At 38.3% G+C, this 13,213-nt stretch carries 16 protein-coding genes; 5 read left to right on the top strand and 11 right to left on the bottom strand.

Translation table 11 applies throughout. The features are described from left to right. Positions 1 to 38 precede the first annotated feature (38 nt). The 3 genes from ACN9MR_RS10705 to ACN9MR_RS10695 all read right to left on the bottom strand — a co-directional run bounded on the left by ACN9MR_RS10705 (position 39) and on the right by ACN9MR_RS10695 (position 2,031). A complete protein-coding gene (locus ACN9MR_RS10705) occupies positions 39 to 1,271 on the bottom strand; it encodes an MFS transporter (protein WP_426329678.1) in 1,233 nt (410 codons plus the stop codon). 102 nt (positions 1,272 to 1,373) lie between these two features. Next, positions 1,374 to 1,595 (bottom strand): coproporphyrinogen III oxidase, encoded by a 222-nt coding sequence (locus ACN9MR_RS10700; RefSeq protein WP_426329677.1) that lies wholly within the window; start codon positions 1,593 to 1,595, stop codon positions 1,374 to 1,376. A gap of 127 nt (positions 1,596 to 1,722) precedes the next feature. Beyond that, positions 1,723 to 2,031, bottom strand: coding sequence for a phosphoribosylpyrophosphate synthetase (locus ACN9MR_RS10695; RefSeq protein WP_426329676.1), 309 nt, complete (start codon positions 2,029 to 2,031; stop codon positions 1,723 to 1,725). Between the two features lie 80 nt (positions 2,032 to 2,111). Between ACN9MR_RS10695 and ACN9MR_RS10690 the strand changes: the two genes are divergently transcribed. The 3 genes from ACN9MR_RS10690 to ACN9MR_RS10680 all read left to right on the top strand — a co-directional run bounded on the left by ACN9MR_RS10690 (position 2,112) and on the right by ACN9MR_RS10680 (position 4,899). After that, positions 2,112 to 2,597, top strand: coding sequence for a DUF4442 domain-containing protein (locus tag ACN9MR_RS10690; protein ID WP_108198671.1), 486 nt, complete (start codon positions 2,112 to 2,114; stop codon positions 2,595 to 2,597). An 11-nt stretch (positions 2,598 to 2,608) separates the two neighbouring features. Then, a complete protein-coding gene (locus ACN9MR_RS10685) occupies positions 2,609 to 3,238 on the top strand; it encodes an AlbA family DNA-binding domain-containing protein (RefSeq protein ID WP_230141197.1) in 630 nt (209 codons plus the stop codon). A gap of 296 nt (positions 3,239 to 3,534) precedes the next feature. Further along, positions 3,535 to 4,899 (top strand): MATE family efflux transporter, encoded by a 1,365-nt coding sequence (locus tag ACN9MR_RS10680; protein WP_426329675.1) that lies wholly within the window; start codon positions 3,535 to 3,537, stop codon positions 4,897 to 4,899. A gap of 480 nt (positions 4,900 to 5,379) precedes the next feature. Here the strand turns inward: ACN9MR_RS10680 and ACN9MR_RS10675 are convergent, their stop codons facing one another. The 8 genes from ACN9MR_RS10675 to ACN9MR_RS10640 form a co-directional block, all read right to left on the bottom strand. Beyond that, positions 5,380 to 6,114 (bottom strand): hypothetical protein, encoded by a 735-nt coding sequence (locus ACN9MR_RS10675; protein WP_108198676.1) that lies wholly within the window; start codon positions 6,112 to 6,114, stop codon positions 5,380 to 5,382. A 38-nt stretch (positions 6,115 to 6,152) separates the two neighbouring features. Beyond that, positions 6,153 to 6,836: a pseudouridine synthase gene (locus ACN9MR_RS10670; protein WP_426329674.1), complete on the bottom strand. Its 684-nt coding sequence runs from the start codon at positions 6,834 to 6,836 to the stop codon at positions 6,153 to 6,155. Positions 6,837 to 6,877: 41 nt separating this feature from the next. Next, entirely contained in the window at positions 6,878 to 7,780 is a 903-nt protein-coding gene (locus ACN9MR_RS10665; RefSeq protein WP_426329673.1) for a histone deacetylase family protein, read from the bottom strand. Further along, positions 7,780 to 8,640, bottom strand: a complete 861-nt coding sequence (locus ACN9MR_RS10660) for a bestrophin family protein (RefSeq protein ID WP_426329672.1) — start codon at positions 8,638 to 8,640, stop codon at positions 7,780 to 7,782. The genes ACN9MR_RS10665 and ACN9MR_RS10660 overlap by 1 nt, the downstream gene beginning before the upstream one ends. A 34-nt stretch (positions 8,641 to 8,674) precedes the next feature. Next, positions 8,675 to 9,964, bottom strand: a complete 1,290-nt coding sequence (gene kynU / locus ACN9MR_RS10655; RefSeq protein WP_426329671.1) for a kynureninase — start codon at positions 9,962 to 9,964, stop codon at positions 8,675 to 8,677. Positions 9,965 to 10,027: 63 nt separating this feature from the next. Further along, positions 10,028 to 10,516: a pyridoxamine 5'-phosphate oxidase family protein gene (locus tag ACN9MR_RS10650; protein ID WP_426329670.1), complete on the bottom strand. Its 489-nt coding sequence runs from the start codon at positions 10,514 to 10,516 to the stop codon at positions 10,028 to 10,030. A 54-nt stretch (positions 10,517 to 10,570) separates the two neighbouring features. After that, entirely contained in the window at positions 10,571 to 11,176 is a 606-nt protein-coding gene (locus tag ACN9MR_RS10645) for a DNA-3-methyladenine glycosylase (protein WP_426329669.1), read from the bottom strand. Positions 11,177 to 11,189: 13 nt separating this feature from the next. Then, positions 11,190 to 11,669, bottom strand: a complete 480-nt coding sequence (locus ACN9MR_RS10640) for a GAF domain-containing protein (protein WP_426329668.1) — start codon at positions 11,667 to 11,669, stop codon at positions 11,190 to 11,192. 129 nt (positions 11,670 to 11,798) lie between these two features. Here ACN9MR_RS10640 and ACN9MR_RS10635 point away from each other — a divergent pair, with 129 nt between their 5' ends. Both ACN9MR_RS10635 and ACN9MR_RS10630 read left to right on the top strand, forming a co-directional pair. After that, positions 11,799 to 12,506: a DUF3291 domain-containing protein gene (locus ACN9MR_RS10635; RefSeq protein ID WP_426329667.1), complete on the top strand. Its 708-nt coding sequence runs from the start codon at positions 11,799 to 11,801 to the stop codon at positions 12,504 to 12,506. Beyond that, positions 12,507 to 12,758 (top strand): hypothetical protein, encoded by a 252-nt coding sequence (locus ACN9MR_RS10630; RefSeq protein ID WP_057934688.1) that lies wholly within the window; start codon positions 12,507 to 12,509, stop codon positions 12,756 to 12,758. Positions 12,759 to 13,213: the final 455 nt, after the last annotated feature.

Here is a 13,213-nt window from a genome sequence, read left to right as displayed (position 1 = left end):
CATTGGGTTTGAGTCCTTAATCTGAAGTCAAGAGTCTTTTATTCTTCCAGATAATCTAAATCTTTGTTGAAACTTTCTTTTAGCTGGCTCAAACCAAACATCGCAATCAGGGTTAAGATTCCCATTACTAAATATCCGGCAGTAATTAATCCGTATTTATGGGTTAAAAATTCGAATAAGAATGTAATAGGAATTAATGCACCCCTAACAAAATTAGGAGCAGTTGTGGTTACAGTAGCCCTTATATTTGTACCAAATTGTTCTGATGCAATGGTAACAAATGTGGCCCAATAACCTACAGAGAAGCCCATAAACAAGCAGATCCAGATGAAATTGCTACCCGTTAAGCCGAAACTGGTTAAATAAACAACTACACTCGCAACAGAAAGCAAATGGAAAATAAAGACTGTTTTTTTTCTCGACTTTAATACCTGAGAGAGTAAACCTGTAACCACATCGCCTATTGCAATTCCAAAATAGGTAAACATAATGCCTGTACCTGCTTTTAGTGGTTCTGCTGCGCCTAAAGCTTTACCAAACTCTGGCGCTAAGGTAACCAGGATCCCCACTACAAACCACAATGGAATACCGATTAAGATACAATAGAGGTATTTCGAAAAACGCTTCCAATTGTTAAACAGCATAAAGATATTTCCTTTTGATACTTCTGTTTGGTTAGCGGCGTGTTTAAACATGCCCGACTCGAAAGTGCCAACACGCAATAAAAGTAGTACCAAGCCCATTCCGCCACCTACAAAGTACGAGGTTTGCCAGGTAAATTCGGCTGCTACAGTTGCAGCAACAGCCGCACCCAATAAACCTACGGCACCTACGATCATGGTTCCATAACCACGTTTTTCTTTATCCATGGTTTCAGCAACCAAAGTAATCCCTGCGCCAAGTTCTCCTGCTAAACCTATACCAGCAATAAACCTGATGATGGCGTAGCTGTTAACCGATGTAACAAAGCCATTAGCAATATTGGCCAGTGAATATAAAAGGATTGAACCAAAAAGAACTTTGATCCTTCCAAGTTTATCGCCCAGTACCCCCCATAAAATTCCACCTAAAAGTAGACCGAACATTTGAGAATTGATGATCAGGAAGCCATCAGATTGCATATTTGCCTGGGAAACACCAATTTCAGTTAAACTTTGAACACGAACAACAGAGAATAAAACAAGATCGTAAATGTCTACGAAGTAACCCAGGGCAGCTACAATAAGTAAGAAAATTACATTACGGTTGTTTGCTTTTGCTTGAAGATCCATTTAATTATTTGGTTTAGACGCTGAAAGTACGCAATAACACAAATATTTAAAATAGATTTTTAAAATAAAAGCCACTCTTGTTTTAGAGTGGCTTTTACATTCCTACATAGGAGGATTTTTTTTTGTGGTATCAGGTGGCATTTTGGTGGTGTCAGGCAGTTTTTTTGATGTTGTGTCTGGCATCGTTTTAGTCGTATCCATTACTTTTGTAGAATCCGTCGCAGTACTGTCTGAAGAACCAGCCATATTTTTAGACGAATTGCATGCTGATGTGGCTATCATAAGAGAACCCGCAAAAGCAAGACTTAAGATTATTTTTTTCATAGTTTTTATTGTTATCTATCAACCTAACAACCTTATAATCATTTGGTTTTAATTTTTTTTATTTCATATTGCTTATTTTTTGTCGATTATATTGATTATCAGTTCATTACTAAACAAAATAAAAGTATTATTCATGATGGATCTTTAACTTATTCAGCAATTCTGGCGATATATTTTCAGCATATACGCCATAACCATCTACCAATACCCCTTTTAAATTTCCGGCGTTTGATGAAATGGCATAAACAACAGAGCTATCTGCAGGGTCGGTCATTCCTTCGAAACGGTATACTTCATCAATTTCAAATTCTTCAGGCTTCAGGAATATATTGACTGATTTACATGCTAAACTTTCTGCCGTTAAATTGAAATCTAAATTATAACCACGACTGTCTAAATCTGTTAAAGCGTCGGTAATGGTATCATAAACATGCATAATTCTAATTTACGGAAATATTACTAAAACAAGATCTTCAAAACTTTAAAAGGTGATAAAACTTTCTGATATTAGTGAATATGATTATTTCTCAAAACACCCTGAAATGGGTAATGCGTTTTTACCCACCCCTATTTTTTCAACGCATTTGGGTTCAGAAATTTGAAAATGAATTTAGAAGCTGTACGGTTAAGCTAAGCAAGAGCTTTTTAAATAAAAATTATAACGGTTCTATTTTTGGTGGCACTATTTATGCCGCTACTGATCCGTTTTATGCCTTATTGTTCGATCAGTTAATGCAGCGCCGAGGCTTTAAAGTTCGTGTTTGGCTAAAAAGTGCTTCTATACAATATTTAAAGCCCGGTCGTTCTACATTATATTTTACCATAACAGTAACTGATGAGATGTTGAATGAAGCAGAACAGGCACTAAAAACCGTTGGGAAGTTTGTAAAGGCCTACCCGATGGAAATTACCAATAAGGATGGCGAGCTGTGTGCTACTGTGATGAATGAAGTATATATCCGAAACCTGCATCAGGGCGAAACCCCTAGAGTTGCTTACTAATTTTTTAGATTATGCCGAGTATTAAGAGTTTAATTTTGCAGGGCGAAGGTGTTATGCTCGATTTTAAGAAAACCATTACCAATACCGAGAAAATTGCCAAGAGTCTGGTTGCTTTTGCCAATAACAAAGGTGGTAAACTATTGATTGGTGTAGCTGATGATGGATCCATTAAAGGGGTAAAATCAGAGGAAGAAGAGAAATACATGATTTTAACTGCTGCACATCAGTTCTGTAAACCGGCAATTGAACCTTACTTCGAAGAAATTTATGTGGATGATAAATTGGTATTGGTAGTTAATATTCCTGAAAGTGATACAAAGCCGCACTATGCACTCGATGATCAAAAAAAATGGTGGGCTTATATCCGTATCGACGATAAAAGTGTATTGGCCAGCCGGATTATTTTGGAAGTGTTGAAACAGGAATATAAAAACAATGGAGTGCTCATCTCCTATTCTGAAAATGAAAAAAAACTGCTCGAATACCTGGAAGAAAACGAAAAAATTACGCTGAAAGAGTTTAGCAAACTATTGCGCAGTTCTTACCGTAAGGCACAAAAAGTCCTGGTTAATTTAATATTAACCAATGTGATCAAATCGCATACTTCAGAAAAAGAAGAATATTTTACAGCGGTGAGATAAGGTGCTTGTTATCGATGGTCGTCATCCTGAACCTGTTTCAGGATCTATTTTACCCGCGTTTTAATTATATAAAAAACTAACAGGAAAGGTGCTGACCACTTAGTAGCTATAAGGAAATTGAAAACTAAATCTACTTGTAAAATAAATTACCTGCGGTGAGCTCGCTTAAGGCTCGGTTTACTTCGTAGCTTTCCACTTCGTTACAGGGCAGCATGACGATCGCCTTTGTAAAACAAAACATTAACTTTTTATTACTTCTACTTTTTGAGGCTTAAAAATCCGACCTTTGCAACCCTATGTTTTCTAAAATTTACACCAAGTATAAACCGTATTATAAAGAAAATCTTCATTTGGCACTACCAATTGTAGGTTCTCAAGTTGGTCAGACCTTGGTTCATATGGCCGATAGTATTATCGTGGGCCATTTTACAGATACCGTCCAATTGGCTGCTGTTTCATTGGTGAATAGTATTTTTATGCTTATTCTGGTAATTGGCTTAGGTATCTCCTATGGCTTAACGCCACTTATTGCACAGGAAAACGGTCGTCAGAATTATGATGAATGCGGAAAGCTTTTATCAAACAGTTTAATGATTAATATCTGTGTGGGTATATTTTTATATGTACTGGTTCAATTGGGGATATTTTTTGTGATCGATAACCTCGAACAAACACCCGAAGTAGTGCGTTACGCAAAACCTTATCTGAATCTTTTATCTGTTTCGATTATACCTTTATTGATTTTCCAGACTTTTAAACAGTTTGCTGAAGGTTTAGGCTTTACCAAACAAGCCATGTTTGTTTCTATCTGGGGAAATGCCATCAACATCATTTTAGGAATCATTTTCGTTAAAGGTATGTTCGGTATTAAATCGATGGGTGTTAGCGGTGTAGGTTTAAGTACTTTGATCGACAGGATTTTAATGGCCACGGTAATGTGTTTTTATGTATTGCGTTCTCAGCATTTCAAAAAATACCTGATCAGTTTTAAAGCTACTTTTTTTGATAAAATAAGGGCGATTAAGATTGCTAAAATTGGAATGCCTGTTGCTATGCAATATTCTTTCGAAATCAGTGCTTTTAGCGGTGCTGCCGTGCTTATCGGCACAATTGGTGCGGTAGAACAGGCTGCGCATCAAATTGCGATTAGTTTAGCCGCCATGACCTATATGATTGCCAGTGGTGTAGCTTCGGCGGCTACCATCAAGACAGGAAATAACTTTGGTAAGAAAAATTTCGACGACTTGCGTAAATCTGCCATAGCCAGCTACCATGTTATTTTGTTGTTTATGTCTGTTACTGCAGTGATTTTTGTTTTGGCCAATAACATCATGCCTTTCATTTATACGGAGGATGCCGCTGTTATTCCCATTGCAGCCCAATTATTGATTATTGCTGGCTTTTTTCAGCTGTTTGATGGCACACAGGTGGTTGGTTTAGGTGTTTTACGTGGTGTAGGTGATGTTAATATTCCAACGTTTATTACCTTTTTGGCCTATTGGGTAGTTGGTATTCCAATTGGTTATGTATTGGGGTTTCATTTTAACTTAGGCGTTAATGGCATTTGGTATGGGCTAACCCTGGGATTGTTAACGGCTTCTATCCTATTGTTTATGCGTTTTCAGAATAAAACGAAGGCGCTGAAGGTAGGTGCGTTATAATTTTTAATGGCTGCTTTGCTAGTGGTTAATTTATTTTGCGAAAATCAAAATGAATTACCTTTTCAGCGCCATTAGGTTTTGGAAATGAACGCCAGTGTTTCATGGGATGCAGTGGTCCCGCTATTCGTTCCAGCCGATGAAGAATCGGCATCCACTGCTATCGGGTTTATAATGAAAGGTTTGTGCAAATGATACCTGTTATTGATAGAAAAAACTACAAATAGGAGAAAAATTAACGGATTCTATCCTATTACCTAGGCGTTTTCAGAATAAAACAAGGGCTTTGGTAGGTAATTGTCATTCTGAGCAAAGCGAAGAATCTTTGCTAGTGGTCTTCGACAGGCTCAGACTGACAAATCTTTTTTGAATTGGTGGATTGAATCACCTAGCTAAAATTAATTATTTGTGGTGTCATCCTGAGCCTGTCGAAGGACCTTTACTTATATTCTCTCCATTGCATTCGCATTGACGAAATATTCGTTATTTACCCCCAACATTAACCACAACACCAATGGTGAAGATAGAATTGCCGGCAGACATGTATTTGCGGTTCTTTAAGCCAATATTACTGCTGGTGGTGTATTGTAGTTGAAAAGTTTTGCTGAGCGCCATACGCGTAAAGAAAACAGGTTCAAAGAAAATATTATCCTCCTTAGGCTGCACAATACCGTTTAAAAAGAACCTATCCATCTTAATATGGCTAATCCTCAATGCTGTACCATAGTTAATTGGGAAATCTGTTCCGAATAAACGCAGGTTGTTTTTCTTTTTCGAACTGTAATTAACCTGTAAGAATGTTTTCCGGTAATCTACTTCCTGCAGTTCGCTGCTAATGAGGATATCGTCTTTATAGTCGCGGAAGGTAATATCACTCCATCCCTTCCCTACGCCTGCGTAGACTTCAATAATCCGGTTGTTATCCGGACCAAAAGTATCAAAGTATCCTCCTCCGATTTCAATAAGTTTATGCCCGAAATCTTTGCTTTTTCTTTCACTATTCATTCTGGAACCACTAAAAAGCACTCCAATATGATCAGAAACGGCATAAGCACCATTTACACTGGCATTGCCTTTTAAAGAGATGTGTGCACCGCCACTAAATTCGCCCTGTTTGCTTAACATGGGGGTATTTGGTACGTTTGGCATATAAACAGAAGAACAACTGGCTGCAAAAAGCGCTAAAACTGGAAGTGTAAAACGTAAGTATTTAATCATAGATGCTATATAAACAGATTTTGATGACAAAAATTGTGCTAGGGTTCCATTTTCATGAAATCCATCACTCTTTTAAACTCATCGTGTAAACCGGCTTTTAAATGGATTTTTTCTTTCGTGATGGGATGAGTGAATGCTAACTCAGAGGCATGGAGTAACATGGTGGTCATATTCCATTGATCCTTAAAGAATTTGTTCTGCTTGTTACAGCCATGTGTCCTATCGCCAATAATTGGATGTAAGATATGGCTAAAGTGTCTTCTCAGTTGATGCATCCTCCCGGTTTTAGGTGTGGCTTCTACCAATGAATACCGTGAGGTTGGGTGTTTACCAAAAGCTACGGCTACCTCTGCCCTTTGCAGTGTTCTAAACGAGGTGAAAGCATCTTGCATCGTTCCGTTTTCTTTGGCCAATGGATAATCGATGTCCATTGCATCGGGTGTGAAACCACGCAGGATAGCCAGATATTTTTTATCGGTTTCTGTATTCATAAATTGCTGATGCATAGCAATTTCAGATGCTTTGTCGAAAGCAAATAATAATATACCGCTCGTCTTCCTGTCTAGCCTATGTACCGGACTAACATGTTTGCCAACCTGATCTCTTAGTAGCTGAAGCGCGAATTCTGTGGCATCTCTGGCAATGGAAGATTGATGTACCAATAGCCCATGAGGTTTGTTAATTGCAATTAGGTTTTCGTCCTGATAAATAATCTCCAACATATGGCCGCGAAGATAAGGATATTATGGTTTTGTGGGTGGGCTTATCCAAATAAATCAAAAGCCAGGCGGTAGGTATTGCAATGCGCATCTACAATATCTCTGATATCGATGGAATAGCCGCCGCCCATACTTACTTGCACAGGCAGATTTTTATCTTTACAGGCCTGTAGCACCATTCTGTCGCGTTCTTTACACGCGGCTTTGCTTAATGCCAATTTGCCTAGCTTATCGGTAGCAAGCACATCAACCCCCGATAGGTAAAATACAAAATCAGGTTTGGCCCCTTCGAATGCCTTCTTTAAATTGATGTCTAAAACTGATAAATATTCTTCATCCTGCACGCCATCATCTAAAGGAACATCCAAACTTGAAATTTCTTTTCTGAAAGGAAAATTTTTATCGCCATGCATCGAAAAAGTGAATACCCTTGGCTCATTTTGAAAGATTTCTGCCGTGCCATTACCCTGATGTACATCTAAATCGATAATTAAGATACGTTTAGCTAAATTATTATTTAACAAGTAATTAGCAGCGATTGATTGATCGTTTAATAAACAAAAACCTTCGCCCCAATTGCTGCCTGCATGATGCGTGCCACCTGCTACATTAAAGGCAATTCCGTTACCCATTGCGAAGTGGGCTGCATCAATTGTACCTTGGGTAATTCGCAGCTCACGTTCTACAAGCTGAGCGTTTAAGGGGAAGCCTATCCGTCTTTGGTCTTTCGCAGAAAGTGTTAAATCCCTAAGCTGTTCCCAATATGTTTTTTCATGAGTCAGGAGTATAATATCTTCCGAAGCTGGTTCCGGGCTAAATAAATTCTGTTGTGTTATAGTTCCTTCATGTAAAAGCTGTTCGGGTATCAACTCATATTTTAGCATCGGAAAACGGTGCCCTTCGGGTAAAGGGTGTGCGTAGAGTGGATGCCAGGCAATTTTAATCATCAGCCTAAAATTTCCTCCACGTGTTTTTCAATGTTCGTGCAAATCTGGTCCACAGGAAGGTCGTTGGCATCTTCTCCAAATGGGTTCTCTATTTCTTCAGCTATCAGCTCCAAACTCGCTAATACATAGAGGATAAAGGGAACAATCGGTACCACAAAATAACCTAAACTGAATACCCATCCAATAGGTAAAGTAATGACGTAAATAAAGATAAATTTTTTGATAAAAGCACTGTATGAATATGGGATTGGTGTGTTTTTGATGCGCTCGCAAGCGCCACAGATATCGGTAAATTGATTAAAATCGCTAGAAAGCACAATAAATTGTTCCTGCGAAATAGCGCCTTTTTCGAGTAGTTCATATAACCTGTTAATTAAGCTTCCTGCAATCTGGTTTGGTATATGTTTACCTTCTTCAACCTCTATCAAAAGGCTATTTTTACCAAAATACATTCTTTCGCGTAAATGTTCTTTTAAGGCAAAAGCATATTTTGGAATGCCGTATTCGAAAAAACGGACATCCTCCTCTGTTAATTTAAGTGCTTTTATTTTCATGGCCAGGTTGCGGCTCACATTGGTTAACGATCCCAACAATTTTCTTCCTTCCCACCACCTATCGTATGCTGTATTTGTTCTGAAAACCAGCAGCATGGATAATACAAAGCCCAGTAAGCTGTGCATCATACCGATATTGGTAACATAGCTGCTTTTAGAAAGTTGAAAAAAATTGAGTTCTGCAAATGCCACCAGGCCCGAAAAAATAGCTACTGCAAGCATTAATGGCCACAGCTTTCTAAAGGTATCACTTTTGTGGATATGAAAAATGAAGGTACTCCAATCTTTAGGGTTGTAATTAATCATTTTCTTGCTTTTTTATTTGATGAACCTTTTCTTCTTATCGTAAAACAGCTTTACTTACTTTTAAAAGTGCCTGTCCGGCCAAATAAACATCTTCGAAGGAGTTATAAAGTGGCACTGCGCTTAAGCGGATTACATCAGGTTCGCGCCAATCGCCAAGTATGTGATTTGCCATTAAGCCATCAAAAATCTGTTTGCCATTTTGTTGAGCGATGATGGATAACTGCGCACCCCTATCTTTAGCCACTTTAGGTGTGATGATTTTATATTGCATTACGCCTAACTCCTTATTTACTTCATTTATAATAAATTCAAGATATGCAGTTAAAGCAATACTTTTATTTCTTAATGGTTCTATAAAGCCTGCTTGTTCGAAAATCTGGAGCGAAGCATGGTATAAAGCCATTGGCATTACCTGTGTGCAACTTACCTGCCATCCGTCTGCTCCAGCTTCTGGAATAAAGCCTTTTTCCATTTTAAAACGTTTACTTTCCTGGTAACCCCACCATCCTGCAAAGCGGTTCAATTCTGTATTGCTGAAATGTTTTTCGTGAACAAAGATTCCGCTTATTCCTCCAGGGCCTGAATTTTGATATTTGTACGAGCACCAGCAGGCAAAATCAACATCCCAATCGTGAAGCTTTACAGGAACATTACCTGCGGCATGTGCCAAATCCCAGCCTACAATTGCGCCGATTTCATGCCCTGCCTTTGTAATGGTTTCCATATCGTACCATTGTCCGGTGTAATAATTTATTCCGCCAAATAACACCAAAGCGATTTCATCCCTGTGTTCTTTGATTTTAGCTAAGATATCTTCGGTACAGAGTGTTTCTTCGCCCTCTTTAGGGAAAACCTCTATAATCGCTTCTCTTGGGTCGAAACCGTGAAATCTTACCTGGCTTTCTATTGCGTATTGATCGGATGGGAACGCACCGCCCTCCATAATGATTTTAAAGCGCTTGCCTTTAGGTTGATAAAAGCTGACCATTAACAAATGGAGGTTTACAGTTAAGGTATTCATCGGGCACACTTCCGATGGTAGTGCGCCAACAATCGGGGCCATTAACTTTTTAAGTGCCTTGTGGTAGAACATCCAGGGTTCGTTTCCATCAAACCAGCCTTCTACTGCATAGTTGGCCCAGTTGTTAAGCTGGCCCTTTAAAACCTCACTGGCAACTTTAGGTTGAAGTCCTAATGAATTGCCGCACAGGTAAATAAAATCTTTTCCATTGTGGTTTGGGAATAAGAACTGAGACCTGAAATCACGAAGCTGATCAGTTTCGTCTTGTGTTTGTGCGAATAATAAGTTGTTTTCAAAATTCATTGCCTCAATATTACAAAAAAGCAGGTATTGTTCCCAAGCCTGCTTTCAATTTGTGCAATGAAATTAAAATTTTATGGTATCATGTTTGCCTAAATTGGGTGTATCACCGGTCACTACTGCTTTTAACATACTGAATAGTACGACTATTTTAGATGCTGAAGCATCCCAGTATTCAGCCTCTTCTGGGATAACTTTAATCAGGATTAATCTTGGGTCTTCTATTCCATCCGGGAACCATGCCTTGATAAACGGAGAAAAATAAGCTTCTTTGCGTACTTTATCATCTACCAGTTCGGCCTTACCTTTAACTGTAAGGTAGGTATTGTTGGATGGATCGCTATAGGCTAACAGAACATTGTTTTCTTTAGAAATTTCTTTTGATTTAGGTGAGTATTCATTGGTGTAAAACCATAAACTCCCGTCGTCTTCAATTTTTGCGGTACCCATCGGTCTGCTTCCGAATTCGCCTCCTGAGGAAAGTGTGGTGAAGATACAGGTGCGTACGCTTTCTGCCATTTCCTTAAGGATGGCTATGTTTTTCTCGTTTTTCATCTTTTCAACTGTTTATAATGAAAAACAGGAAGTACGCTAAAAGGTTTACGTTAATTAAACCTTATTTGGTTTACTTACATATTTGTTGCCTTTTACAAAGAATCGCCATGGTAATAAAGCATGCTCTTTTGCGTATGCAATGCCTACACGTGGTGTAGCAGCAATATCTTCATCTTTATAGCGGATAGCATGGTCTTCGATCCAGATTTCATCTCCAGTGAGATTTTTGGCGTTAAAAGTTTTGTCTATTCCCAGTGCTTTTGCGGCAGAGCCGGGGCCAGCCGAAATAGCACCCTTTGTATGTGGCATATTTCTTCTTTGCTCAATAATGTCGATGCCGATCAAAGGTTCTATACCCCTGATTAAAACAGCATGTGGATCGTTTTCTTTAGAACTTACAATATTGAAGAGGTTGTGCATGCCATAACAAAGGTATACATAAGCGATACCTCCATTGCCATACATGGTTTCTGTTCGGTTGGTTCTGCGGCCGCCATAAGCATGCGACGCTTTGTCCTTTATGCCAAAATAAGCTTCGGTTTCAACGATGATGCCTGCGGTAATTTCGTTATCAATTTTGGTATAGAGTATTTTGCCTAACAGATCTTTAGCCAGGCTTACCACGTCTTCATTCAGATAATATTCTTCTCTTAGTTTCAATACCTTATCTTAACTATCTGTTTAATATAATTGATATAACTTGCTCTAAATAAGTTTTATCTGTTTCATCAAATTTGTTTAACACTTCGCTGTCTACATCTAGAACGCCTATCACTTCACCATTAACAATCAGTGGTAAAACAATTTCCGATTTAGAAGCAGATGCACAGGCAATGTGGCCTGGGAATTCGTCAACATCCGGAACGATAATGGTTTCTGCTTGTTGCCAGGATGCCCCACATACCCCTTTTCCTTTTTTTATCCGCGTACAGGCTACCGGACCTTGAAATGGGCCTAATACCAATTCTTCTTGTTTTACCAGGTAGAAACCTACCCAGAACCAATTAAACTGTTCTTTAAGTGCTGCTGCAACATTTGCAAGGTTTGCAATAAAATCTGTTTCGCCATAAAGTAAAGCGTCTATCTGGGGAATAATCGATTGATATTGCTCTTCCTTTGATGTATTTCTAGTGATGGTTAAGTCTTCTGCCATTTTTTATTTTCTATAATCAAAGTTAATTATGATTTGTGAGATGTAGGCTAGTTGTGGATTTAATGACGAAAATTTGAATGATAACCTATTCTTAAAATCACTAGTTTTGGCATCATTAACCGTGAGTTTATGATTGTAGCCTTAACCATTACCAAATTCCGTGGCTTTACCATTCCTTTTGCATTTGTAGGGATGGCTGTTTTACGATTACCATTATGGTTAAATAAGCGCTGCAGGTTCTGGAAGTTAATGGGCAGCGGAAAAGATGCCCGGGTAGATTTAGCTCCTGACTATAAGCATTGGGCTGTGCTCACTACCTGGGATAACCGGAACGATTGTGATAATTTTTATCGCCATTCTTTTGTGCTGAAATGGTTTGGTTTCTTTGGAATAGAAAGTTTTACCATCTTATTAAAGCCTTTATCTAGCCATGGATTATGGTCAGCAGTAGAGCCATTTAAGCCTGGTAAAATAGGTAATGCCCATACGGGTAAGATTGCTGTAATTACAAGGGCAGCGATTAAATTTAACAAGTTGAAAGAATTTAGACGGAATATTAAAAGAGCAGCTGATGCCATGCGTACAGCCCCAGGCTTTATCTTGTCGGCAGGTATTGGCGAAAATCCATTTTTCGATCAGGCCACCTTTTCGGTCTGGGCCGATGCGGATAGTATGAAAAACTATGCTTATAAATCTTTTGATCATTCGGACGTGATTAAACTTACCAGAGAACGCGAATGGTACAAGGAAGAGTTGTTTGCCCGTTTCTCGATTGTGGATAGCTGGGGCACGCTTAATGGTATATCTGTTGAAATTGTAAATAAAAATAAAAAATAAATGAGAGTAGTAGCAGAACTTCCGCACCCGGAATGTAAGATTACCATTTTTTCGATGAATCAAAAATACATTGTAAAGTTTGAGCAGGGTACCTTTGAGCAAAGTTATAAACTTGCAGAACTTGATTTGAGTGGAGGTGGTGTTAATGATGTGTTTGAAATTATTGATGAAGAATTTATTCAAACAGTAGTAGCGCGATTTAAACTCATGCGTTCTGATTTTACAGCGGCCTATAACAGGCATCAGTATTAGTTATGTTGTGTTTGTAACTATTTGATTATTAGTTTGTTTTATTAATTTTCAGAATTATATTCTGAATTTTATGGCATTTTTGACGGTAAATGAGATATTGAGTATTACTTTTTGTTTAGGTGGATAAATATAACTTATTGATATATTGATTTTTAAATGTTAAGACAAAATATAATTCTTAGTGCTTATTTTGCCAAATAAATGGGAGGTTTGCGATAAGTCGTCATTTCGACTGTAACGTAGTCCCGAATTTTAGGGAGAGAAATATTTGAACTTAACTGAAAGATTCTTCGCTACGTTCAGATCGATAAATAAAAAATGCGTTCAGAAGAATTCATCTGAACGCATTTATATATTCTATTTTTCATTATTGAAAGATCTTTCGCTGCCATTGGCAGATTCTATGAACGGTCGTCATTCTCGCGCATGCGGGAATCTTAAAGTTTACGGCATTA

It is taken from the genome of Pedobacter sp. R-06 (assembly GCF_049913135.1).
Taxonomy (GTDB): Bacteria; Bacteroidota; Bacteroidia; order Sphingobacteriales; family Sphingobacteriaceae; genus Pedobacter.
The sequence above is the reverse complement of the archived record's forward strand: the minus strand, read 5'-3'. Positions and strand labels throughout refer to the sequence as shown.